Origin of the sequence: Romboutsia sp. Marseille-P6047 (assembly GCF_900604535.1) — a bacterium.
Classification (GTDB): domain Bacteria; phylum Bacillota; class Clostridia; order Peptostreptococcales; family Peptostreptococcaceae; genus Romboutsia_E.
This window is the reverse complement of sequence record NZ_UWOT01000002.1, coordinates 244,996-271,534: the sequence shown is the minus strand read 5'-3', so window position 1 is coordinate 271,534 and position 26,539 is coordinate 244,996. Positions and strand designations below refer to the sequence as shown.

General features: G+C 26.6%; 21 protein-coding genes. 8 read left to right on the top strand and 13 right to left on the bottom strand.

The window, feature by feature from the left end; genetic code table 11:
* Positions 1 to 72: 72 nt before the first annotated feature.
* The 3 genes from EIH23_RS03210 to EIH23_RS03200 all read right to left on the bottom strand — a co-directional run bounded on the left by EIH23_RS03210 (position 73) and on the right by EIH23_RS03200 (position 4,727).
* Entirely contained in the window at positions 73 to 1,407 is a 1,335-nt protein-coding gene (locus EIH23_RS03210) for an MATE family efflux transporter (RefSeq protein ID WP_122638774.1), read from the bottom strand.
* A gap of 231 nt (positions 1,408 to 1,638) precedes the next feature.
* Positions 1,639 to 3,573, bottom strand: coding sequence for a glycosyl hydrolase 53 family protein (locus EIH23_RS16695; RefSeq protein WP_279265745.1), 1,935 nt, complete (start codon positions 3,571 to 3,573; stop codon positions 1,639 to 1,641).
* A gap of 365 nt (positions 3,574 to 3,938) precedes the next feature.
* Complete coding sequence (locus EIH23_RS03200; RefSeq protein ID WP_122638772.1) at positions 3,939 to 4,727, bottom strand: EFR1 family ferrodoxin; 789 nt, start codon at positions 4,725 to 4,727, stop codon at positions 3,939 to 3,941.
* A 754-nt stretch (positions 4,728 to 5,481) separates the two neighbouring features.
* Between EIH23_RS03200 and EIH23_RS03195 the strand changes: the two genes are divergently transcribed.
* Entirely contained in the window at positions 5,482 to 7,080 is a 1,599-nt protein-coding gene (locus tag EIH23_RS03195; protein WP_122638771.1) for a peptide chain release factor 3, read from the top strand.
* Between the two features lie 335 nt (positions 7,081 to 7,415).
* Here EIH23_RS03195 and EIH23_RS16690 read toward each other — a convergent pair whose 3' ends face one another.
* Positions 7,416 to 7,547 (bottom strand): hypothetical protein, encoded by a 132-nt coding sequence (locus EIH23_RS16690; RefSeq protein WP_279265744.1) that lies wholly within the window; start codon positions 7,545 to 7,547, stop codon positions 7,416 to 7,418.
* 172 nt (positions 7,548 to 7,719) lie between these two features.
* The gene (locus tag EIH23_RS03190; RefSeq protein WP_122638770.1) at positions 7,720 to 8,469 is read right to left on the bottom strand and encodes an alpha/beta hydrolase; all 750 of its coding nucleotides are present in this window, start codon (positions 8,467 to 8,469) and stop codon (positions 7,720 to 7,722) included.
* A 165-nt stretch (positions 8,470 to 8,634) separates the two neighbouring features.
* On the opposite strand from EIH23_RS03190, the gene cls reads away from it, so the two are divergent.
* The 4 genes from cls to EIH23_RS03170 all read left to right on the top strand — a co-directional run bounded on the left by cls (position 8,635) and on the right by EIH23_RS03170 (position 11,894).
* Complete coding sequence (gene cls, locus EIH23_RS03185; protein ID WP_122638769.1) at positions 8,635 to 10,089, top strand: cardiolipin synthase; 1,455 nt, start codon at positions 8,635 to 8,637, stop codon at positions 10,087 to 10,089.
* 163 nt (positions 10,090 to 10,252) lie between these two features.
* Positions 10,253 to 10,843: a class I SAM-dependent methyltransferase gene (locus EIH23_RS03180; RefSeq protein WP_164488970.1), complete on the top strand. Its 591-nt coding sequence runs from the start codon at positions 10,253 to 10,255 to the stop codon at positions 10,841 to 10,843.
* A gap of 47 nt (positions 10,844 to 10,890) precedes the next feature.
* Positions 10,891 to 11,409: an ECF transporter S component gene (locus tag EIH23_RS03175; protein ID WP_122638767.1), complete on the top strand. Its 519-nt coding sequence runs from the start codon at positions 10,891 to 10,893 to the stop codon at positions 11,407 to 11,409.
* Positions 11,410 to 11,669: 260 nt separating this feature from the next.
* Complete coding sequence (locus EIH23_RS03170; RefSeq protein WP_122638766.1) at positions 11,670 to 11,894, top strand: hypothetical protein; 225 nt, start codon at positions 11,670 to 11,672, stop codon at positions 11,892 to 11,894.
* Positions 11,895 to 12,115: 221 nt separating this feature from the next.
* On the opposite strand, the gene EIH23_RS03165 is transcribed toward EIH23_RS03170, so the two are convergent.
* The 5 genes from EIH23_RS03165 to EIH23_RS03145 all read right to left on the bottom strand — a co-directional run bounded on the left by EIH23_RS03165 (position 12,116) and on the right by EIH23_RS03145 (position 14,415).
* Positions 12,116 to 12,316, bottom strand: coding sequence for a cold-shock protein (locus EIH23_RS03165; protein WP_122638765.1), 201 nt, complete (start codon positions 12,314 to 12,316; stop codon positions 12,116 to 12,118).
* Between the two features lie 99 nt (positions 12,317 to 12,415).
* Positions 12,416 to 12,940, bottom strand: coding sequence for a prolyl-tRNA synthetase associated domain-containing protein (locus EIH23_RS03160; RefSeq protein ID WP_122638764.1), 525 nt, complete (start codon positions 12,938 to 12,940; stop codon positions 12,416 to 12,418).
* Positions 12,941 to 12,956: 16 nt separating this feature from the next.
* Complete coding sequence (locus EIH23_RS03155) at positions 12,957 to 13,322, bottom strand: HIT family protein (RefSeq protein WP_122638763.1); 366 nt, start codon at positions 13,320 to 13,322, stop codon at positions 12,957 to 12,959.
* A gap of 183 nt (positions 13,323 to 13,505) precedes the next feature.
* Positions 13,506 to 13,808 carry a hypothetical protein gene (locus tag EIH23_RS03150; protein ID WP_122638762.1) on the bottom strand — a complete coding sequence of 101 codons (303 nt, stop codon included), beginning with the start codon at positions 13,806 to 13,808 and terminating at the stop codon, positions 13,506 to 13,508.
* A 220-nt stretch (positions 13,809 to 14,028) separates the two neighbouring features.
* Positions 14,029 to 14,415: a desulfoferrodoxin family protein gene (locus EIH23_RS03145; RefSeq protein WP_122638761.1), complete on the bottom strand. Its 387-nt coding sequence runs from the start codon at positions 14,413 to 14,415 to the stop codon at positions 14,029 to 14,031.
* 483 nt (positions 14,416 to 14,898) lie between these two features.
* Here EIH23_RS03145 and dndC point away from each other — a divergent pair, with 483 nt between their 5' ends.
* The 3 genes from dndC to EIH23_RS03130 are packed head-to-tail and all read left to right on the top strand — an operon-like array spanning position 14,899 to position 18,894.
* Positions 14,899 to 16,362 carry a DNA phosphorothioation system sulfurtransferase DndC gene (dndC, locus tag EIH23_RS03140; RefSeq protein ID WP_122638760.1) on the top strand — a complete coding sequence of 488 codons (1,464 nt, stop codon included), beginning with the start codon at positions 14,899 to 14,901 and terminating at the stop codon, positions 16,360 to 16,362.
* The gene (locus EIH23_RS03135) at positions 16,349 to 18,508 is read left to right on the top strand and encodes an AAA family ATPase (protein ID WP_122638759.1); all 2,160 of its coding nucleotides are present in this window, start codon (positions 16,349 to 16,351) and stop codon (positions 18,506 to 18,508) included. The genes dndC and EIH23_RS03135 overlap by 14 nt, the downstream gene beginning before the upstream one ends.
* A gap of 2 nt (positions 18,509 to 18,510) precedes the next feature.
* On the top strand, positions 18,511 to 18,894 hold the full coding sequence (locus EIH23_RS03130) for a DndE family protein (RefSeq protein ID WP_122638758.1): 384 nt from the start codon (positions 18,511 to 18,513) through the stop codon (positions 18,892 to 18,894).
* Here EIH23_RS03130 and EIH23_RS03125 read toward each other — a convergent pair.
* The 3 genes from EIH23_RS03125 to dptG all read right to left on the bottom strand — a co-directional run bounded on the left by EIH23_RS03125 (position 18,864) and on the right by dptG (position 26,539).
* Positions 18,864 to 19,847 (bottom strand): DUF262 domain-containing protein, encoded by a 984-nt coding sequence (locus EIH23_RS03125; RefSeq protein WP_122638757.1) that lies wholly within the window; start codon positions 19,845 to 19,847, stop codon positions 18,864 to 18,866. The two genes, EIH23_RS03130 and EIH23_RS03125, sit on opposite strands and share 31 nt — an antisense overlap.
* Before the next feature lie 148 nt (positions 19,848 to 19,995).
* On the bottom strand, positions 19,996 to 25,170 hold the full coding sequence (dptH, locus tag EIH23_RS03120; protein WP_122638756.1) for a DNA phosphorothioation-dependent restriction protein DptH: 5,175 nt from the start codon (positions 25,168 to 25,170) through the stop codon (positions 19,996 to 19,998).
* Entirely contained in the window at positions 25,151 to 26,539 is a 1,389-nt protein-coding gene (gene dptG / locus EIH23_RS03115) for a DNA phosphorothioation-dependent restriction protein DptG (RefSeq protein ID WP_122638755.1), read from the bottom strand. The genes dptH and dptG overlap by 20 nt, the downstream gene beginning before the upstream one ends.

The window sequence follows — 26,539 nt, the reverse complement described above, 5'->3', positions numbered from 1 at the left end:
ATTCCCTACCCCTTTTATTCTTTTATTTAAATATAACCTATTTAATATAATAAAGGCTATAATTTTTCTAGTCTATTTAGTAGTAACCTTTAGAAAATTAATTTTATTTGAATAAATTCCAATACCTATAAAAGTAACTAACTCTGTTATAGGAACAACAAGCCATAAACTACTTCCACCAAATAAGATAGGCATTACAAAAATAAGAATTACATTTAATAAAAATCCTCTTACTATAGATATCTTAACAGATAACTTTTCTCTACCAACAGATTGTAAATAATTGCATACTAAAATATTAATATTCATAATACAAAATGCACTTAAATACATTCTAATTGCAGGTATACCAATATTTATAACATCACTATTAGCATTTACAAAAACTAATATTACTTCTTTTGTAAATACAAAAACTATAAAAAATAAAATACTTCCTATAGCTATAGTTGTGTACATTGCATATTTTAAAACATTATCTACTCTTTTCTTTTCATTAGCACCATAATTAGTTGATATAACTGGTTGACTTGCTTGTGCCACACCATTAAATAAAGCTATTCCAACTAATACACAATTTGAAATTATTCCATAAACAACAATTCCATTATCTCCAATATACTTTAATATTTGTATATTAAAAATAAAAATCACAAACCCACTAGCTACTTCCATTAAAAAATTAGAACCACCACATAATACTATTTTCTTAATCATAGAAAGTGATAATACTTTGATAGATATTTTAACTCTATTTTTCTTTTTTATAAAATGAGTTAACAGTACTAAAGATGTTGTTAAACTTCCAATAACAGTTGCTATAGCAGCACCTTTCATTCCCATTTGCATTGGAAAAACAAATAAATAATCAAGAACTATATTAAGACCAGCTCCAATTAGTACACCTATCATACATAAATTAGGCTCTTTCCTATTTCTAATTATAGGTCCTAAGAAATTAGTACAAATAAATATTGGTGTAGCATAGACTATATATTTTCCATATTCCATAACTAAATCAATACTACTTTCATTTGCACCTAAGAAATATGAAATTTCTCTTAAATTTAAAATTGATAATATTGTAAGTATAATTGCAACTAGCCCTACAGATAAAACACTATTTATAAAATACTCATTTGATTTTTCAGTATTTCCTATACCATCTTCCACAGACATTAATATACCAGAGCCTATTCCAAATAATAGTCCAATGCCCATATATATAGAATAAAATGGTAAAAATATATTAAGAGCTAGTATACCATCTGCACCAACACCTTGTCCTATAATTAATGTATCAACTAATATATAAATTGATGTTACTAAAGTTGAACAAATTGATGGTATTAAATAATGATAGAAAACTCTTTTTTCATTTCCTTTTAATAAATCTAATGATTCCATTATATATCTCCTCCTTTTTAAATTTTTGCATAATAAAAAAATCCAAATGCGTACTGACAGTGCACGCACTTGGATTGTTATTGTTTTATTTAATTTTTTAGAACCTTGCTACTTATTAAGTAGATTTTTACATACACTGACATTATAAAAATTATAATACGCCATATATTATAGCTCTTTTACAGAGAATAATTCTATAATATTATATTTAGAAAGTCAATAAGTAAATATTTATTTTATTTTAACTAATTCAAAATCATCCATAGTTCCCCATGCATAAGCTTGAGCTTTTATTTTAACACCTATAGTAATTTCTCCATCATTTACAGTTATATTTTCTATAATAGGAGTCTTCCAATTTCTCCATCCATCAACCTCAAAACCTTCTTCCTGTATCCCTGAAGATGTCTTTGAGAATAGCTTCATTTCTGAATTAGTTGCATCTCCACCTTGTATATTTCCTTTTAACTCATAAATTCCATTTTCTAATCCTGAAATAGTTTGATAAACTACAAACTCCATATCAGAATTTGACCAAAAGTGCATAGCTCTATCTCCACTCTTAGGATCTTCCCATTTTATATTTGCACATCCATTATTATCATTTAAATGCTCTACTTTCCAAACACTATCATCTTCTTCAAAAGAATGATTTACAACATGATTTGTAAGTAATAATGTCACATTAGCTTTAGCAGATAGTTTCTTAAGTTCTTTGTCTTTAGTTTTAAACTTTCCACTTACCTCAAAAGTACCACGAACGTGCTTTTGAAGTTTCTTTATATCACTATTACTCCAAGTAACATCAACCTCAGTCGTACTCTTATCATTATATTTTACTGTTAAAGTATCTGGTAAGTTTATATCATTCTTATCATATGTCTCTACACTTACACTTTCAACTCTTTCAACTCTCTTTGTAGTTGTAGAACCTGTCATTATGTACTTAAATATATTTATAGACTCTAATGGCTTACCGTTAAAATCAAATAAACCTTGATTATCTACTGCACTACCACCATACCATTTACCTGCATCATCAGGATCATATTCTGAAGCGTAACTTGATGCCCATCCAGAACCATACTTCTCCCATAGTAACTTGTTACTTTCTAAATTACTGCTACTTCCAACTGGTAACCATGCTGGTTCCCAGTAAAATACACCAAGACCAGATTCACCTACATCAGCTACTGCTTGAAATACATTTCTCACTGAATCAGCTTGTCCTTGTACAGATATTGTATAATCTAAAGTTTGATCACTCTTTGGAGAAGTATTATAATGACCATCCCCATCTTCCTCTGTATATACATAAGAAGTTTCAGCTACCATAACTTTTTTATTATACTTGCTTGCTATATTACTTAATTGATTAGTTAAATTATCTAAAGTACCATGCCAAAATGGATAATAAGAACTTGCAAATACATCATAATCTACATTATTATCATATAACTTCTTAGATATATTTTCATAGTTACCACTTTTTTCTGGATTAGTAAAATGAAGAGCCACTAAAATATTACTATCAAAATCACGAGCAGCTCTACTTCCTGCATTAAATAACTTAGACATATTAGTCCAGCTAGTTTCCCCTACAAATCCGTTATTTGTTTCATTACCTATTTGAACCATTCCTACATCTACACCTTCACTTTTAAGTTTTTGAAGGCTTTCTTTTGTATAATTATATACAGCTTCTTCTTTTTCTTCTAATGTAAAGCTTTCCCAAGCTTTTGGTGCTTTTTGCTTAGCTGGGTCTGCCCAGAAATCTGAGTAATGAAAATCTATTAACACTTTCATATTATTCTCTGTTGCTCTTTTTCCTATTTTAATGGCTTTTTCAAGGTCATTATTTCCTCCACCATATCCATTACCATTTGAGTCATACGGATTATTCCAAACTCTAATTCTTACATAGTTAGCTCCTGCATCAGCAAAAGTTTTTATAGCATCTTGTTCTTTATTTTCAAAATCGTAAAACTTAACTCCACTTTCTTCTAATGAAATTATACTAGACACGTCTACACCCTTTATCGTATCTTCTGTAACTCCCTCAACCTTATCTATAAAAATTCCTGTTTCTGTTTCATTACTTGTTTTTGCACTGGCTATAATAAAGTTAGACTGTAATGTTGTTAATGAAATTGCTAAACTACACAAAACTATCATTCCTTTTTTAATTTCATAAAATTCCCCCTAGTAAATAATTTTATTTTAATAAATATTACTCAGAAAACGTTTGTCTTAAATTTATTATACATTATTTTTTCTATTTTGTATAATATTAATTAGTAACTTATCAAGATTTATTTAGTAAATATATTTACTATAGATTTTTTCTTATATATCCTACTCAAATAATTTCTTTGCTAATGAATGGTACTAAAAGATTTGGTAAGTTTTCATGGTTGAAAAATTTAGAAATAGATAAGAATTTGAAATTTCCTTACAGTGAATAAAAAGAAGCTTTAAGAGCAAGTATTATAAGATTCTCTTACTAAAGCTTCCTTTGTTTTTATAAAATTTTAGATAAATATTTCAGGTTTTCTTACTATATGTGCAAAATTACTTACAAGCATATTTTGCATATTTTTATACCCTTCATGAATCATTTGTTTGGCATTGAATGGACATCTCTTTATGCAGCTACAACATTTTATACATTTATTTATATCTATTAATTTACAATCATCAAAATCTATAGCTGATGTAGGACAATGTTTAGCACATATTTTACAATTTATACATGCATCTTTAGTTTCAGGAGCTATTGGTAAGATAGGTGAATTTTTTATTACATAAGGGAAATTCCCAGGAACATTTAAATTTTCTATTTTATCAAAGCTCTTTATATTTTCAATCTTTGTACTGATTTTCAGTCCAAAGTCATAAGCTATACTTAAATCTTCTTCATTAGGTCTTTTCGTTGCCAACTTATCTGTAGAAGAATGTTCTGTGATAAATGTGGCAGCTGCTATAGTTTTACAAGACTTATTTTCAAACAAATCTTTTAATTCTAACAGTGAATCTTCATAATCTCTATTTCCATATGTTGCAATAAATACAGCTAAAGAATTATTACATTTTATTTTCTCCATATATGTATGTAATAATTTAGGGAATCTACCAGCGTATGTTGGCATACCAACTATAATTATATCATTTTCATTAAAATATAATTCCTCCACTCTATTTTGAGGTAATGTAATATTAAACTCTTTATATTCTAAATTCATTCCTCTTGCTACTTTTCTTACAATTTTCTTAGTTCCATCAGTAGGACTAAAGTAAAGTAAGTTTAAATTTTTCTTCATTATATACTTCTCCTTTGTCTTTTATCTATAAAAGGATTATATATAAATGCTTTAGATCCCACAATAATGCACTTTCTGGTTAGTTACTTACCATCTAGTAAGTAGTACTATTCATATTCTTTAAGATTTCTACAATATTGTTTTTAGTATTCATCTTATATTTTACAAACTTCTTTAATATACTTTACTTCTCATTATATAACAATTGCGATCTTTATTATATTATAAGCTATACTCACTTCCCATAAATCCTATAATTAAGCCTATACTCCCTGTATAAAACCCCACCCCCCTATCCATAAGATTACTCTGTATTCTATAAAGCATTTGTTAAAGAGTATAAAATATCACCAAAAGAATTTAAAAATTACGCTATGTTTAAAGATAATGTTGAAAAATCTTTTTTAGAGTGATAACAAGGAGAAGTTGATAAAGAACCAAATACGAATTTTTCTTCTAAAAAATTAAATACCTGTTGTTGTTCATACTCAGTTAAATTTTCTAAAGATTTAATTATATAATTTATTTTTGTTTGATTTACAAATTTTAGTCTATAATCAAAATATAGATAATATTTTATATATATTTTACTCCTTACTACTATAAAAGGCAGGCATTGAGGACTGCCGTTTTAAGTGGAGCTATTTTCATAAAGTTTCTATATTGACAGTTTTGCAATAAAGTTATAATATCAATAGGATTATGGTTTTTTATATTTGGATAATCGTAAAATTAAAATAAAGGATGATAAAAAATGACAGAACAAAATTTAAACTTGATTGATGAGGTTAAAAGAAGAAGAACCTTTGCAATCATTTCCCATCCCGATGCAGGAAAAACTACATTAACTGAAAAGTTTCTATTATATGGTGGTGCCATTCGTGAAGCAGGTTCAGTTAAATCAAGAAGATCTCAAAAACATGCAGTATCTGACTGGATGGAAATTGAAAAACAAAGAGGTATATCTGTTGCATCAAGTGTTCTTCAATTTGAATATGATAACTTTTGCATAAATATTCTTGATACTCCAGGGCATCAAGATTTCAGTGAAGATACTTATAGAACTCTTATGGCAGCAGACAGTGCAGTAATGGTTATTGACTCTGCTAAAGGTGTCGAAGATCAAACAAAGAAATTATTCCAAGTTTGTAAGATGAGAGGAATACCAATTTTTACTTTTATAAATAAAATGGACCGTCAAGGAAAAGATCCATTTGAGCTACTTGAAGATATTGAAAATGTTCTAGGAATTCGCTCTTGTCCAGTAAACTGGCCAATTGGTTCTGGTAAAGAATTTAAAGGTGTGTTTAACCGTCATAAAAATCAAATTGAATTATTTGATGATGGTAATCATGGACAATCTATTGCTAATTCTATAACTGGAGAGGTATCTGATGAAAAATTTAATGCTTTATTAGGTGATGCTCTTCATGGAAAGCTACTAGAAGATATTGAACTTTTAGATATTGCTGGAGATAATTTTGATTTAGATGAAATATTAAAGGGTGAATTGACGCCTGTATTCTTCGGAAGTGCTCTTACTAACTTTGGTGTAGAACCATTTTTAGAATCATTCCTAGAAATAACATCACCGCCAAGTCCTCGTAGTAGTAATTTAGGTGATATTGATCCTAATTCTAATAACTTCTCAGGATTTATATTTAAAATTCAAGCTAATATGGATAAAAATCATAGAGATAGAATTGCATTCCTTAGAATTTGCTCTGGTAAATTTGAAAAAGGTATGACAGTAACTCATGTACAAAGAAACAAAAAGGTTAAACTATCTCAACCTCAACAGTTTGTAGCACAAGACCGTGTTATTATAGACTCAGCTTATCCAGGGGACATTATAGGTATACATGATCCAGGTATATTTAATATTGGTGATACATTAAGTGAAAAACAATCAAATTTACAATACACTGGTATACCACAATTTGCTCCTGAGCATTTTGCAAGAGTTTCTACAAAAAATGCTCTTAAGAGAAAGCAGTTCGTGAAGGGTATTACACAGTTATCAGAAGAAGGTGCTATACAGGTATTCAGACAACCTAATTCTGGTATGGAAGAACTTATTATAGGTGTAGTTGGAATTCTTCAATTTGAAGTTTTAGAATATCGCCTAAAACAAGAATATGGTGTTGAGATTCTAATGAATTCACTACCTTATCGCTATGTACGTTGGATTGAAAATGATCTTTCCAAATATGGTAGGCTTTCAATGCCAATGGAGACATTATTAGTCGAAGATAAAAATAACAATTCAGTATTGTTATTACAAAACGAATGGTCTATTAGACATTTTATTGAGAGAAATGAAGATTTAGTTTTAAGAGAAACTTCTTTATAAAAAATTCTCTTAGATTGCCACTGTGTGGTCGAATAACTTCATATAGCCAACGACTTCGTCAGTTGCTAAAAATAAATGTTAATCCCTCTATATCTATTTTTAAACGTAGGGGGATTAATTGTTTATTATCTTATATAATATTTTATGGCTATGTTAGATAACTTCATGATAAACAATATAAATTAGTTCACAATTGTTATATATTGTGAACAATTTATATATAATTAGGCTATGCTAGCCCTCTTCGTGATAAATATGGCATAAAAACAACCACACCTTAGACTTTTTAATACATTAATCTCTAAGATGTGGTTACTTCTATAACTTACTATAGATTATTCATAATATTTTAAAATTGTACCTGAAAATATAAGCATAATATCTCTTCCAAAATTAACTATACCATGTAGTAATATACTTGGCACTATAGAACCATTATATATTTTTTCATCAATATATCCTAGCATCCATCCTCCCATAGTTGGAATTATAAAATAACTAACAAGTAGAATTCTGGATTTAAAATTAGTAATTATGAAAAATTCGGTAATAAGGTTTTTGTATTTATAAAAGGAATTGCTTATAAAAATCCACTTTGTTAATAATTAATTTCTATATTAAGTTTAGAGAATTATTTAACTACATACCATATAAAAAGTCAAAATAAATTTTATTTTGTTTTTCCCATGTTGCTTCATTATGTTTTCCATTTTTAGCTATATAAACATAGCTACTTGCATTGTAATGAGTAAAATAATCATCAAAATAACCTATATAATCTAAAATTAAATCCATATTTCTTACTTCCCTTGTTCCAAAGCTAAAATAAATTCTAGTATTCGAGTCAATTATAGACGACTCTAATTCCTCATTCAATTCATCCATACATAAAAATATAGATGGTGATAAACATGCAGCCTTAGAAAAATACTTATTATATTTTATAATAGTATACAATGCCATTAGCCCACCCATAGAGCTTCCTCCAATTCCAGTGTACTCTCTAGACGGATAGGTTCTATATATATTATCAATTAATGGCTTTAACTCACTAACTACCCAATCCATTAATTGTTGTCCTCTTCCATTAATTTTTCCTATAGACTCATCTTCTATATTATAAGGACAGTATTCATTTAATCTTTCATTTCCAGTATGATTACATTCCATTCCAACAATAATAAACTTCTTATCATAGTTATCTAAAAAATCCGATAGCCCCCACGACTTTCCATATGTTGCATCATTATCATTAAATAAATTATGACCATCATACATATACATAACAGGATATCTTTCTTCACTATCGTAATAATCATCTGGTAAATAAATATGCATTGTTCTTTCTAGCTGAAAAGGCGTTATATTGATATCAAATTTTTCTATCATGGTGCTCCTCCTTATTCCTATCCAACTTTTTCATTAATAAAGCTTTCACATACTAGTATATGCATAAACATACCTCAATTAGTCTTTTTACATAAATTTAAATTTAAAGGCTATCATAATTTATATATAAAAAAGTTTAACTCCATTTGAAAGGATACTAAATTTATGATTATTGCCATTTTATCTATATTAGTTCATATTTTAAATATAATAACAATCATATATATGATTTTTAAAGAAAAACGTTCAGCTAACAGTATAATATCCTGGGCATTAATTTTAACTCTATTACCTTATATAGGCTTTATACTTTTCTTACTAATTGGTAGAAAGATTAAAAAATCTGATATATTCATAATGAAAAAATCTAAAATGGAATTTTTTAAAACATATACAGATCAATTAGATCAGATGAGAATTTCTAATGATAGTATTAAAAATTCTAGTAATTATGAAATAATTAGAGCCATAGAATCTATGGAATATTCACCTTATAGAAACAATAACGAAGTAGAATTATTTTTTGATGGTAAAGAATTATTTAATGAAATTTTAGATAGTCTAAGAAAAGCTGAAAAAAGTATAAATATACAATTTTATATCTTTAAAGATGATGAAATCGGTTCTCAAATATTAAAAATATTAAAAGAAAAAGCAAAGTCAGGTGTTGAAGTTAGATTATTATATGATTCAGTAGGTAGTAGATCTCTTACAAAGAAAAAATTAAAATCTGTAATAGATGCTGGCGTAAAAACTGGTGAGTTCTTCCCTGCTATACTAAAACTAGTAAACCTAAATATGAATTTTAGAAATCACAGAAAAATCATTGTTATAGACAATAAAATTGGTTTTGTTGGAGGATTCAACGTTGGTGATGAATACTTAGGTAAAGACCCTAAATTTGGTTATTGGAGAGATACTCATATAAAATTTGATGGAAGTGCTGTTAAAGATTTAAACTTAAGATTCTTATCTGATTGGAACTATGCAACTAAAGAAAATATAGACTTAACTTCTGTATTAAAAGATTTTAAATCTAATACTATATATGATTTTAATTACTCAGAACCTGGAATACAAATAATATCAAGTGGTCCAAATCCATACAATAGATATGAAATTAAATGGTCATATTTAGAAATGATTCAAAAAGCTAAGGATTATATTTATATACAATCACCATATTTGATTTTAGATCAAAGCATAGCTGATAGCTTAAAACTTGCATCTATTTCTGGTGTTGATATAAAAATAATGATTCCTGGCAAAGGTGATCATCCATTCGTTTATTGGGCTAATTTAGTTTATGCAGGAGAATTATTAAACTTCGGCATTGAAATCTATCACTATGATAAAAATGCATTTCTTCATTCTAAAACTGTAGTCATAGATGATAGGGTGTGCTCAATAGGTACTGCAAACATGGATACACGAAGTTGTGAATTAAACTTTGAAGTAAATGCTTTAATTTATTGTAAAGACATTGCTAAAAAACAACGTGAACAGTTTGAAAAAGATATGTTACTGTCTAATAGATTAACTTTAAAAGAATATAATAATAGAAGTAATTATGTAAAAATTAAAGAAGGTTTCTCAAAATTATTCTCTTCTTTACTTTAATCTAAATAAAATATGCTATAAAAAAGCTATAAAACATTTCTTTCATCATTTTATTGCTAAATAATTATAGCTGTGCTACTATTTTATTAATGAAATATTTGTAATAAGGCCATGAAGGTTTTTAATCTTTATGGCCTTTTTTTGTGCAAAAAAGGGGGATTATATGTCACAGGTAGATTTTTTTGATTCAATCGCTGAAAATTGGGATAATATGATTGAAGTTAATGAAAGTAAAATCAATTATATTCTAAGTAAGTTAAAACTAAAAGAAGACGACACTATACTCGATGTAGGTACTGGTACAGGAGTGTTAATACCATTTTTAATTAAACTATCACCTAATGGTTTAATTAGAGGAGTTGACATTTCTAAGGGTATGCTAGATATTGCATGTGAAAAATTTAAGAAAATACCTAATGTTCACTTTGATTTAGTAGATGTAGAAAATGAAAATATAGAATCTAAGTACGATAAAATAATTCTTTATTCTATGTATCCTCATTTAGAAGATAAAACAAACACTATATCAAAACTTGTAAAAAATAACTTACATAATAATGGTCTCTTGATGATTGCTCATTCTAATAGTAGAAATTTTTTAAACAATCTACATAAAAATGCTGATGAGCGTGTTAATGAATCACTTTTAATGGAAGTTAATGAACAAAAAGAAGTATTTATAAATGCTTCTTTGAATGTAATTGAAGCATTTGAAGACGATGAAATGTATTATATTGTAATACAAAATAGCTAGAATTTACATTTAGTATAAAATTATTTTAATTAATCAGGGGGATTATTATGAAAGCAAAAAAATTAGTATTATCAGGATTGTTTGTAGCATTTGGAGTTATTTTACCTATGATATTCCATATATTCAATATGGGAGGATCTGTATTTTTACCAATGCATATTCCAGTTTTAATGGCAGGATATTTTCTAGGACCTGCACTTGGTGCTGCTGTTGGTATAATAACACCTATACTTAGTGGTTTATTAACTAGTATGCCTCCATTAGTTCCTGTAATGCCTATTATGGCATTTGAACTTTGTGGTTATGGATTAGTGACTGGATTAGTTTTTTCTAAAACTAATAAGGTATATATTTCTCTTATTTGTGCAATGGTTGTAGGTAGACTATTTGCTATAGCTGGTGCATTTGTAGTTTCTTTAACTTTAGCTCCCCAGGTAAGTCCAATAACTTACGTTGCTTCAGGGCTTTTTCCTGCTATACCAGGTATGATAATTCAATTAATATTTATACCAATTTTAATTAATTTTCTATTAAATAATAAAGAAATTGCTAAAGCTATATCATAAATTTTTATATAAATTATATGCTATATTAGATAGTATTTATCATATTCCTTCATTGTTTCTAAATCAATATACTTATTTTACAAACTCTGCAACATATATAAATAAGAAATTATTAGATAAGTGGATTAATATACTAAATGTATGGTTATGGAGTTATCAATATTTAAGTCTAATAGAGATTCTATTAAAAATAAGAATTATATTGTACAAAGTAATGTTATAATAAAAATAAGTAAATTTAACGTCATAGGGGGATAAATATGAAAAAAATACTATGGAGCTTAGTTATAACGGTAATAATATTCTTTTTTAATATATGGCTTATTGTTCCTATAATTTCAAATATAGGTTATAGTTCTGTAGAATCTTCATATCATCTAGTAACTCATTCACTATTACTTTCATTAATATTTCTAGTTATATTCTGTGCGTCATTAATCTTGGAAAGATTTAATGAAAATAATAAAAAGTATGATGAAAATTAATAGGTTATATAGATAAAACAAAATAAACAAATTTAATATAATACTAACAAAAAAGTAGGAGTTATATGATTTGGTATACCCCTACTTTTTTATTATTAAAATTGTTCCTAATATCAACACCATATTAAACATATCCTATTTATAAATAAACAATAGAAAAGTTAAGTGTATTATAGACATAAAAAAAGACACACAATGTGTCTTTTCCACGAACATATATATTATAATATAGTTACGTTTTCAGCTTGAGGACCTCTAGCACCTTTAACTATATTAAAGTTTACTTTTTGACCTTCTTCTAAAGATTTAAATCCGTCAGTTTGTATAGCTGAAAAATGTACGAATACATCATCTCCACCTTCTACTGATATAAATCCAAATCCTTTTTCATTGTTAAACCATTTCACTGTTCCATTATTCATAAAAAATACTCCTAAAATCTATTTCTAGACACCTTTTAATTTATTTGTATGTTACTACATATATTATTATATGCACTTATTAGTTATTTGATACTAATTTTATATTATTTTTTTATATACTAATAAAATGTTTATCATTTTATATAATATTTGCTTTATAACATTATTATTAATATGATCTAAAAATTTATTAAAATCTTCTCCTGATATATTAAATGTTTCTGTATTTATAGATGGATGAAAATTAAGATTTTCACCATTTAGCAAATCACTATCTATTAATAACTCTACTTTACTATCTATATCGTTTATAATACTAAATGGATTTACACTTCCTGGAGTTACCTTTAATAGTTCGTATAAATTTTCTGGTGAATCAAATGAAAGCCTAGTACTTCCTATTTGCTCTTTTATATCTTTTAAGTTTACATTTTTATCATGTTTTGCTACTAATAAATAATTTTTACTTTTATTTGAGTTCTTTAAAAATAAGTTTTTACAGTGATATCCTGGCATATCTTTAGTTGCTTCGTAAAATTCATCAGCGGTGAATACTTCTTTATGTTTTAGTATTTTGTATTTTATCTTTAATTCATCTAACTTTTTGTATATGTCTTTTTTCATTTATCTCCATCCTTTTTTAGTACTTCATTCTTTCTGGTATTACTCCTCTTACTCCACCTTGTGGTGAGTTTGTGTCTCCTTTGTATCTTGGTATTAGATGTACATGGACATGCATTACTGTTTGTCCTGAGTATTCTCCACAGTTTACTCCTATGTTGTATGCATCTGGAGAGTATTTCTCATCTAATAGTTTTTTACCTTCATCTATTAAATTAAATATTGCTTCTCTTTCTTCTTTTGTTATATGGAAAAAGTCTTTTACGTGTCTTTTCGGTATAAATAGCATATGACCTTTCCCTACTGGGTATTTATCATAAATTGCGTAAGCTAGTTCATTTTCAAGTATGTAATTATCTTTCATATTACAGAATATACAGTTCATAGTTTACTCCTTTAATGCGGTTAGTATTTTTTAATTTTACTTTATTATTATAACCCACACAAACTTATTATTCATTTCTAAATTAATAGATTTAGATTCTATAAAAATAATAAAATATCTTATAGATGTACGTCTGAAGATAAAAAATTCTAATTGGATATAATGTCCAATTAGAATTTTTTATTAGTCTTCAAATATAGTATTTTCAGTTTTCCATTGTAATAATTTTATATATAACCAAAATCCATATATACCCAAAGTTATTATAGTAAGTATCCACCATTTTATATAATGTAAAAATAGACTAGATCCTTTACCTATAAATCTTAATCGTCTTCCTTCTATAACTGTATTTTTAGCTTCCCAGTTATACTTTATACACATAGCCCATGGTGTAGCTAATCCAAATGTTATAAGAGTTATAAAATATGCTAGTATATTAACACCTATAAGTCCAAGTAATCCACCTTCAAACCTTGATTTCATTTATTAAGCCCTCCCTATATATGACAATACACAACATTATACTAAAACTAAATATATTTTGTATATATGTATTTTATTAAAACTCATTTGTTAATATATTTATATTTTTCTATTTTTTAACAAATAACTATGCATTTTTCTGCATAAAAATGTAGAGGTACATTAATTATGTACCCCTTCATTTTTATCTTTATGATATATTTAAACTTTTAAATTTTATTTATAATTCTAATTTCCATAATCCATGAAGATTACAATATGCATATACTTCTAACAGCTTATCATTTTCAGTTAATACAAATTCCACAATTGGATCACTATCTACTTCTAAAGATTTACGCTGACCACCTTGTGTTGTTAAAAGATATATCCAGCTTATATGGTGCTCTTGTGTCATTGGATGTAATGTACTTCCAACTTGTACATTTACTTTATTGTTATCTATATTTACTACTGGTGTATGCTTTTCTACTGAAGCTTCTGTTGTATTTTCTACTAGCTCATTCATCTTTTTTCCACAACATACTAGTTTAGGACCTTTATCTTCTATCATTCCGACCATATTTCCACAGACACTACATATAAGAAACTTTTTTGAATTATTCATTTTGTAAACCTCCATAATATAAAAAATCTTACCTATAATATATATGTTGTGAAAACTTAAACTATGTTTACTTTTTATATGTAAAGCTCCGAATTTTTTAACAAGTTCCCACGAACTTCCTTTATACCATACTAAAATAATAAATTATTAAATATTTATATTTTATTATTTTAACTGAATAAAAATAATAATTTTACATAATTCTTCCAAGACCATAACTTGATTTTTATAATTTAAAGTAATCATGCAAAAGATAATATATGATAATTTATTTCAAATCCATACTATTTATAAGGCTATAATTATAATAAAGTATATTTAGCTTTATACTAATTTATGTTTGAATAGAAGTTAATATAAATTCTTTAATCTTAAAATCTGTGATATAATAATATAATGGTATATTTCTGTAAATATCATATTTAAATTTTTACTTAAATATATTTTTATAACTTATTATAAAATAGAAAGGATTGAATAGTAATGGCTAGCTACTTTGACAATTATACATTAGATGACCTATTAGATGAAATGGAAGCTGTATACCTTAATGATAAAAGACCTTGGATCCTCGGCTATAGTGGCGGCAAGGATAGTAGTTGTACCTTACAGGTGACTTTTTCTATGTTGAAAAGATTACCTAAAGAAAAAAGACACAAGCCAGTTTATGTAGTGTCATCAGATACACTTATAGAAAATCCTATAATACTTGAATATCTGAAAGATAATATAAATAAAATAAACGAAAGTGCTAAAGAATTAGATTTGCCTATAATAGCACAAATTGTGTATCCTGAACTTCATGATAGCTTCTGGGCTAATATAATTGGGAAAGGGTACCCTACTCCAAAGTCTATACAATATCGTTGGTGTACTGAAAGACTAAAGATAAGACCATCTAATAAGTTTATAAAAGAAAAATTAGAGTACGAAGATGTTGTAGTTCTACTTGGAGTTCGTAAAGATGAAAGTTCTGCAAGAAAGGCTAGAATAGAAAAAAGAGAAATAGAAGGATATCTTCTTACTCCACATGAAACTTTAAGAGGTAAAAATAAATTAGCTTATGTCTACACTCCTATAGTTGATTTCTCAACTGCTGACGTTTGGGATGTACTATACCATAACAATGACAACTTAATTACTTTTAATGCTGGTGACTTCCCTTCTCCTGCTACTGCATGGGGAACTAGTGCAATGGAATTATTTGAAATGTATATGAAAGGTTCTGGTGATTCTGGAGAATGTCCTTTTATAGCTGATGAATCAAGTGCTAAAAGCAGCTGTGGTAATAGTAGATTTGGGTGTTGGATTTGTACTGTTGTAAAAGAGGATAAATCTTTAAATGGATTTATAGAATCTGGCCATAATGAATTGAAGCCTTTAGTTGAGTTTAGAAGTTGGCTATTAAGTGAAAGAGATAAGCCTAAGAATCGTAAAAAGCACAAAAGAAATGGTGCCGTTGTTAAAAGAGATGGAAAAATAATGTTTGGTCCATTTACATTTGAAGCTAGACAAATGATTCTAAAAAAGCTTTTAGAAACTCAAATAGAAATGCAAAAGTTCTATCCTGACTTAGAACTTATTAATTTAGGTGAACTTAAAGCAATTGATGAGATATGGGATAATGAAGAAGATTTAACTTCTACTACATTATTAAATATATATAAAGAAGTGACTGGTAAAGATTTACCATGGGCTGAATATAAAAATCCTCTATTTGATTCTTCTACATTAAACGTTATAGCTGAAAAATGTAAAGAATATGATATAAACAATGATCTATTTAATAAATTAGTTATTGATACTAATAAGTATAAACACTTTAGTAATAATACTAAATTAAAAAACGCGGTAAGTAAAATATTAAATCAACAATGGCTTCATCAAGATATTATTGAAAAGATCGAAGAAGAAAGTGGCAAGGAGTTAGAACATGAAAATAAATAAACTTGTACTAAAAAACTTTAGATCTTATGAGGAAGAAACTATCTTTGATTTTACTACTACAAATGATAAAAACATAATATTAGTAGGTGGTAAAAATGGAGCTGGTAAATCAACAATATTTGAAGCTATTAAACTTTGTATTTATGGACCTATGGCTTACAAGTATCAAGGATTTAATTCTTCATATATATCTAGAGTAAAATCTAATATAAATAATAATTCTCTAAAAAATGATACTGTTGATGCATATATATCAATAGATATTGAGATTAGCGAAAATACAGAAAAAAACACTTATACATTAGTTAGACAGTGGACTTTTAAAGATAAAAAATTAGATGAGACATTTTTAGTTTATAAAAATTTCTCAAATATTCCTTTAGATGATGAAGAACTTAATTATTTTGAAAATTATATTACATCTATAATTTCACCTAAAATATTTGAATTCTTTTTCTTTGATGGTGAACATTTATCAGAATTCTTTATAGGAAAGAATTCCAATACACATTTAAAACAATCTCTTTTATCACTTTGTAACTTTGATACTTTTGATGTATTAAAAAATACAATAGTATCAAGTACTAAGTCAAATAAAAATAGTAATAATGAAATAGAAATTGCAAGAGATGAATATATGAAATTGGATGAAGAAGTTAATAATCTTACCTCTGAAGAATATATCATCAAATGTGAAATTTCTGATTTAATAAATAATATAGACAATTTAAAAGCTTTAAAGATAAAATCTGAAAAAGAATTTAGAAAAAAAGGTGGCGTTTTAGCAGAAGAGAGACAAGCTTTTAATACTAGAACTGTTGAATTAGAAGCTAGAAGAAGTATTATAAATCAAAGCATTAAAGACTTTTGTAATGAAATGCTTCCTTTCTTAATGTTAAAAGATAAAATAGTCGATTTAAAGAAACAAGTAAAATCAGAAGAGAACTATTTAATATATAATCAACTTAAAGGTAAGCTAAGTGCAGATTATATAAAAGGCTTGCTTTTAGATAAAATAAGTAGTATATCAATAGATGAAGTTGCTATGACTGTTTCAGAAGCTTTAATAGATGATATTGCTCCTAAAGATATTACTGATAACTTTAAACCTATTCATATGCTATCATCTGATGAAAGTAATTCATTAATATCACTTATGGATTCAGTAATTGATTTTGATAATGCTTCTATACTTAACTTATTTGATGAATATAGATCCATTGCTTTAGAGTTAGCAGATATTAGATCTAAACTTAATTCCAGTTTAGAAGATGAATCATTAAATAAATATATAGAAGAAATATCTAATTTATCTAGTGAAATTGGTAAATTATCAGAAAGTGAAAGTAACTTATCTTCTAATTTAGAAGAATTAAAAAATAAGTTAAATATGTTAACTTTAAATAGAGATAAATCTAAAGCTAAATATATAGAATTACTTCAAGCAAATAAGGTAGTTGATATGTCTGCTGACCTTATACTTATGTTAGAAGATATAATAAATACTTTAACAGATAATAAAACTAAAGAAATACAAGAAAATTTCATGTATATATTTAGAAGAATAATTCAAAAAGATAACTTTATAGATTTTATAGATATAGATAAAGACTTTAATGCTTCATTATATATAAATAAAATGTATAACTCTCTAGAACTTGAAAACCTAATTGAAAATATAGGTTATGATGAAATGGAGAAAAAATTTGGTAAGCTATTCTTTGAAGATTTATTTAAAGAGTATCATGTTGAAAACAAAAATGAACTTCTTAATTCTATTAAAAATAATTCTACAGGAATGTTTATTGAGTTAAGAACTAAAGTTGATATAAATGGATTCTCTAGTGGAGAAAAACAAATTTATATACTTTGTCTATACTGGGCTTTACTTAAGGCTTCTGATATAGAAATACCTTTTATAATAGATACTCCATATGCTAGAATAGATGAAACTCATAGAAATAATATTACTAGTGAATATTTATCAACTATAAGTGATCAAGTTATAATATTATCTACTAATACTGAAATAGATGAAAAGGCATATAAAGAAATAAAACCAAAGTTAAATGGCGAGTACTTAATACAATATGATGATAAAAATAGAAAGACTATCCAAAGTAAAGGATACTTTTTTGAGGTGTAATTATGGGATTTAGACTTAAAACATCACAACAAACAAAAGAAATATTTGAAGATTTAGGTTCTAGAATGAATTTAAAGCCATTTGCACTTTGTAAGCTTGCAATTTCAATGTCTTTAACTAATGATGAACCAATTGAAAATTATAAAGAAACTGATAATAACGGACTTGAACTTAATAGACAGACTATAACTGCACAATATGATGTGTTATTTAAAAGTTTACTTGAACAACATGCTGGTAAGCATTTAAGTGATGATGAGTACTTCCCTACTCATGCTAAGCTTCATATTGATCGTGGTGCTGCTATGTTGAAGAATAGATATAATTACTCTAGCAATTTGGAACATTTCATTACTCAAGTTGTTAAAGGAGATATTAGTATATAATAAAAACCCATCTTCTTATAAAGTTTTATATGGAGATGGGTTTCATTTATAATTTCTTTTGCATTTTTTATATTTTTATGAGAAACTATATCTAATTTTTCATATTCGAAGTCTAATAATTCATTTACTTTATGTATATCTTCATCAGTTATATACTTTTTTTCTAGATAGTAATTTATACATTTCCCAGTTTTACTCAACATATCCCTAATATATTTTATTAATAAATACTTTTCAAATATTTTATAATTATAATTAGACTTTAAATCTAGTTTAGACTTATATTGCTCATAACATATATCCTTTAAATCATTAAACCTAATTCTATTATTAATTACTGGTATATTTAGTATATCTTTATATGTTATTTTTTTCTTTTTATGTATTTTTTTAATGTATGCATTTTTATATTCTATACCTGTTTCTATACATTCAACTAATTCTAACTTATCTACTACCTCATAACAAATATCTATTAATTCCTTTTCCGTAGATATATCTAGCACTTTCTCAAAGTATTCATTGTCAACTTTAGATAATATAACTTTATATCTATTTTCATTTTTAATACATTGACCTAAATCACCTTGCTTATTTCTTAATTCTTTTATATTTTGCTTATATTTTAGTTTATCTGATTTCTCCATTTGGTCAATTAGCACTTCACATAAATTATATAATTGTGAAATTAGTATAGAAAAAGTAGTTATTCTTTGTTGACCATCTATAACTTGCTGATTGTTTTGATTATATTTATCTTCCATTGTTATAAGTGCACCAAAAAAATAATCTTTTCCATTGCCTGTATATAAATCATTTAAGTCTTCACAAAAATCACTTATTTCATCCTCTCCCCAACTATATGACCTTTGATACATCGGAATATTATAAGAAATCCCTTCTGGCTCTCTAAATAATCCCATAATACTTTTGGGTTTAGCCTCAAATGACATAGAATCCCCCCATTATTTCACTTATTATACTAATAAGTATATGTACAATATATATTTATTAACACAGAAAAATAGAGACCTAAAACATCATAAGATCTCTATTCTTCAATATATACTGATTTTTATGATATAATAAACTTTATCATATCTACTGTATTAACTCCCAAAATGCCTTATCTCTCATAAATATAGCCCTATCACTATCCCCCATCTTAACTAAGCTATAATGCTTACTTAAAGTCTTAATCCTATTACATAAATTTTCTTGCTCACTCTTATCATGTGCATTAAATATATACCTAGCATCTTTTAGATTAATCTCAGCTACATTATGAACTATCCAAGTTAAAATATAATCTGAATACTTATTCTCTCCAGTAGAGAAATGGCTTAATAACTGAGTCGAAAGAATAGTACCTACTCCAAACTCTCTACCCTCTTTAAGTATCTTCTTTAATGTTTCAAAATCCTTACTTAAGAAATTGTCAGCTTCATCAACTAATATAATCTTATTAAGCTGTCTTAAACTTCCTTCTATTTTACTATGTCCGTATGCCTGCATTTGAGAATAGAATAAATCTAAAGTTATTGCAACTACTAAGTTTTGAATATCTGGATCATATCCTGATAAATCTATTACAGTAACTCCATCTATTAACTCAAATAAACTCTTAGTATTTGCTGAATCTGGCTCAAATATCTCAAAATCTATTAAGTTACTAAATGCTGCATATAAGCTATCTTCTTTTAAATCATCTCTATTTACATATATATCGTATACATCTTTTAATGTAGGTGCTGGTTTGTTCCAAGTATCTGATTGATTTTTTATTATACCTTTCTTTTCATATGCTTCCATTATTAAATCTCTTAATAATGTTTCTTGCTTAATTCCAAGTCCAAATGCTTTTGCTAGTGTTACTTTTAAACTATTTGCTGTATGAAGAGGTAGCATTGGTTTAGAATTAGCAGCCTTTATTACTGAAAGCGGATTAAATGGTAATTGGTATAGTTCATATACATTTGCATTTGTAGCTTCTATAAAATCAGTTTTAGATTTATTGTAATCTCCTTTGTAGTCAAATATTAATATTCCTACATCTTTTCTATCTACATTGTACTTAGATTCTCTATGTATTTGAGTAATCATAGATTTTGTAAATTGAGTTTTACCAGTACCCATAGTACCAATTATTCCTGTATTAGTATGAAGTAACTTATCCGTATCATTTGGATACCAAATCACTTCTTTATTATTCTTTTGGTTTACTCCAAATAGTATTTCCATCTTTCTATCTTCATCAGAATTTATTAGTTCATTATCGTTTTGGGGTTGTATAATTGAACATGTATTCACTTTTTGATGCGTGATCTCTAAATCCACTGATGTATCAGCTACAATAGTTGCTGCTTCAGTATCACCACTATTTTCTTCATAACTTACAGGCTTATTTACATTATTAAAATTATTACTATTATTATAATTCTCTATATTCATTCCTGAAATATTAATTCTTTCTACATGTTCTCCTATTTCTTCAATACTCTTAGTTATAAAATTAATCCCATCTTCTTCAGACATCTCTATAACCATAACATCATCTTCTATACCGATATGAGTATATGCCATACCTTTTTTAAATGATATAACTGAAGCTTTACCTAGTGAAGTTTCAATTGAGTTATTTATTTCATATTCTTCATTAAGTAATTTTCTTCTTAAATCAGAATTAATTACTTTATTCCAGTCTCCACCTTTACAAACATTATATAAACTTAACTTTTCAGCACTAGTTATTACAAGCTGCATTAAGAAGTTTCTATATACTTTTTGTGTGCTACTTAAATCTTCATTTTCATCAGGTAATAATATATTATTGAATATTGATTTAGTAGATTTAGCTTGTTTTATTCCCTTATGAACATATGATGGATCATTTATTCCTATCTTAACTTCAACTGGATAATAATGTACAAATACTTTATCGCTTACTTCTTCTATACCAACAAATAATATATCATCACTTGTTACTCCCCCTTCAAACCCTAAGTTCTTAGCTGATAAAAATCCTTCACTTTGTTTTAAACCTGCACCACCTGATACTCTTAATATTTCTTCAAGTGATATAGGAACCCATATTATATTATCATTTTTAAATTGAGCAAGACCTAACTTTATTGCAGATAATATACTTATTTTCTCTTTAGGGAAATGTGATTTACTAGATAATAATCTTAAAAGCCAATCTCCATTTATAGCATTAAACATATTTATAACTGATGGTGAATAATCACTTGCATTTTCTATTCCATTTTTTTCTAAAAACTCTTCTATAACTCTTTGATATGGTCCAGACTTTCTAGTAACCGTTATTGCATCATATCCTCCGGCAGTTGTATATTGATCACTATAATGTATTATTAATAGATCTTTTGCATCAGGGTCATTTTTAAAGAAATTCAAATCAACCTTAGGATCTATGAATGTTACCCAATGACTAGCATCATATATACTATCTAATGTTGCTTTGTTTTTGTTAGGTATAGATATAGCTTTGCATTGATTGCTGTTAAATGGTTCTCCAGATGATGCTGCATTTAAAGCATTTAATTTTATAGCTACATTCATAAGTCTACTTTCTGTATTAGTATATTTAGTACCAAATCCAGTTCTATATGAGTCTCCTAAAAATACTGATGGAACTCCTGATATAGTACCATTTAATATAACTCCTGATGGTATATCATCCATATTAGAAGTTATTTTCTTAACGTCACTACTCATTTCTAAAAATGTAATATGTGCATACTCAACACCATTACTTATATTCTTAGAATAAAAATGTACTTTTTCTCTATATAAATTTAATACATCTTCTTCAGACATATCATCCACTGATAAATCCAAATTATATATCTCTTTTAATGATTCTATATCCTCATTAAATGCTACTTCTTCAAAAGCATTTGTTATATTCTTATCTGAGTATATAAATAAATCTATTGGTAATAGTTCACTTACCTTTTTATTCTTAAGCTGTTTTATATAGTATTTAAATATCCCTTGTAGTATCTCTTTGCTATCACCTGTATTAATTAAGTTAATTCTTATTGGTGCATTATTTCCCATTTCAAACATATATTTAAAATGGCTTACAAACTCTTCTATCTTTTCATTAACTAATTTTGAAACAAAGTCTCTTGAACTTTTATATCTAGGAAGATTCTCGTCTACGTAATACTTCCATTCAGGAGAATGTTGTTGTTCCATAGGTATATAAAGTTTATCGTCTTCATCTATTATATATGGTAAAAGATAAGTGGATGTAAATTTCTTTAAAACATCTTCATCTATAACTTCATTATCTATTCCATAATTTAAATGAAGTTGATATATAATATTTAATGGATGCAATGAAGTAAAAATTAACTCTTTATCTTCTATACTTCTTCTTATTGCACCTATTCTAAATAAGTTTTTTTGCTTTTTAGTAAGATAACTACCTTCTTTTATATTATTTAATGCTATTGTATATGATTTAATAAATTCGTCATATAACTTCTTTATATCATCATTTATATATGATAAACTTGGAAGTTTTTTAGATAATCTATAATAATCTATTATATTTCTGTATGTTCTTTCTACATCAATATCTAAGTCTATATCTAAAACTTCTATTCCTTCACTATTTTCAATAAAACTTAATCCTTCTAAATCTATAAGTTGCTTTTCTAAATTTAGATTTTTTCTAAATTCATCTCTAGTGAAATATTCTTTAGTTCCATGTTGTAATTTATTATCACCTATTAACTTAAAGTCACTTTTCTTTTCTCTTTTTAATTTCCAAACTTTAAAACCTTCTATAGGTGCAATTTTCTCACTTGTTCCTACTATACCAATAGGAATTATATCATTTTCTAATTTTAAGTTAAATCTTGCTAAATCACTATCATTTTCATATTCAAAGTTTTCACTTAGTTTAACAGTTAACTTTTCATTTTTTGGTAATTCTATTACATCATTATTTGAATCAATTTCATAAGTAGTATTCTTATCTTCAAATTCATTAAAAACGATTGTTGATTCATTAGTATTTACTGATATATAACTATCTTTTTTCTTGATTACTAGTGAGTATTTTGATTTAATTGATTCAAGGTATCTAGGGCTGCATTTAAGCATTACTATCTTAAATTCAAACTTAATATTATCTACTTTATATATAACTTTATAGAAGTTTGACTTTCCTTCTATATCTTTAATAGTAACTTTTAATTTCTTACCTGAAGTTTTTGCTTCAGCTTCCCCTTCAACCTTTTGTATAAATTCATTTTTTAAATTATCATAGAATGAAAATTCTAACTCTACTTCTTCTTTTTTCTCTTCATTAAAAACGATAATATTTCTAACTCTTAATTTTGCTTTTGATGTTCCTTCTTCTTTGTCCCACTCTTCAGAGCTTGATTTGTATTCTAGTTTTGTAGTTTTCTTACCCTCATCAATAAATTTATCTACCAATTTATAATCTACTTGCATCCAATCTTTTTCTTTAAGCCTTGATGATCCTTTTTCACCAAAGAACTTTTCTAACTGTGTCTCTGGATTTCCATAGTTATGAATTTCATCTACTTTAGTAAAGTAAGATGCATTCTCTTTTATTCTATTGCTTAGTTGCTTACCTTCAAAATCTGTAAGCTTTTCATCATAAAAAAGCCCAAAATCTTTATATTGATCTTTTGATATATATCCTTTTTTTAAAATATCAAGTATATCTTCATATTCAAATATAGAGTGGTTATCTGCAAATAAAACTTTCTTCTTTTTATCTAAATCCATCTCAACTATAGCTTTATCAACTTCTGTAAAAGACTCTGTAGCTAGTATCTTTTTTATATCTTTTTGAATAGAGTCAATGTGAAATGGCATTCCTTCCTTGCTAAAAGATTCTGTTCCTCCCATAATACTATCTAGTGTAGTGTTATGAATGAATAATATAGCTTTTTTCTCGTATCCCTCTTCCATGCCAACCATATTTCTAAGTCTAGTTAAAAAATCAGGTTGAACATTATCCATAGTCGAAGATACTATTAACGATACTCCATTAAACTCTAACTCATATGATTTATACTTTACTTCTCCACTTAAATCTTTGTATTCATATTCTCTATATAAATTATTATCTTTTAATTTTTCATATAAATCCCTTACTTGTTCTTCTGTTTCAAACTGAATATTATATTTTGAACCAGGTATTAATGGATTTAATCTGAAAAAATCAATTATCTTACTCGATAAATAACTATAAAACTGATTTGACATACTGCGCATCCCCACTATCCGATTTCTTTTCTAATAAATTTAATTTTTCATATAACTGTATTATCTTTAATTTTGAATCTCTATCAAAGAATAATCCTCTTAATTCAAATTCTTCAAATAAATCATTTAATTTAAGTTTTTCATTATTATTGATACAAATTTTTGTCATTAGTATTATATCATCTTCGGTTATATTTAAGTTATATCCTAATTGACCTCTTCTCTTTGCAAAGTTCTTTTGAACAAATCTTACAAACCAGTTCCTGTATGCTTCATTTGCTCTACTTCTACTACTAGAGTTTTCAAACTGATATCTAACAACATTAAATAATTTATGAACAGAACTAAAACCTTTTATCTCTGTTTCTTTATCAACATACCTAAAGTTTTCCCACTTAATATCTTGTAATTGTCTTTTGTATGCTTCTATTAATTCTTCTATTTGATCAGTAAAAGTATCCTCAGAAATAATTTTAAATAATTCAGCTAAATCCTTATATCCTAATTGTTCTTCTATCTCATTATGATTTAACATTTCTAATACTACTGCATGAGAAAATAATGAAGCTGTACTATTCTTTATTTTTTCCCATCCAAATTGATAAGCTGTTCTAGTCTTTGATGTACGCTCCCAATCTAATGTATAGTAAAGCTTATTAGGCTTAGTTAAATCTACATTTTCAAATTCATCAAGCTTCATTACAAGCTGAGATACATAAAACATATAATAGTATTCTAAAAATCTCTTTAATGAATCTTTATATAAATCTTCTTTTGATATAATAAACTTAAAATCTTTTACAAATTGCTCCTTAACAAAAGGTAAATAGCATTTATATTCACCTATTTTATTCTTTTCATCTTTTAATTCTGGTAATGCTTTTATCACTAGCTTATATAAAATATTTTCAACTTCCCTATCATAATACTTACTAACATCTTCTTTTATAGATTCATCAAATAATATTGAGTATAAGAAGGTTGATATTTTATCATCTGACGTTGTTGATGATATATAGTTTATAGTTCTTATATCAAAATCAACTAATCCATTATTGTCTATGAACATACTTCTAATAATATCTTTAAAAGTTTCTCTTGAGTTATCTCCTTCATATTCTCCAATTTGATCCGATACTTCTTCTAAAAAGCTTTCTACCTCAAAATCTCCATTAAGTTTCTTATCACTTATAATCCTTGAAAATGAACCTATAACCCCTGAGAAATCTGATACTAAAGTTTTTTCATTAGCCACATATGGTAACAGTTTATATTTTCCACCTTGCTTATGTGTTAAACCTTTGTCTGTAAACTTAAAGGTTTCTTTTATACCTTCTAAATCTATACTATAATTAATTGCTTTGCACAT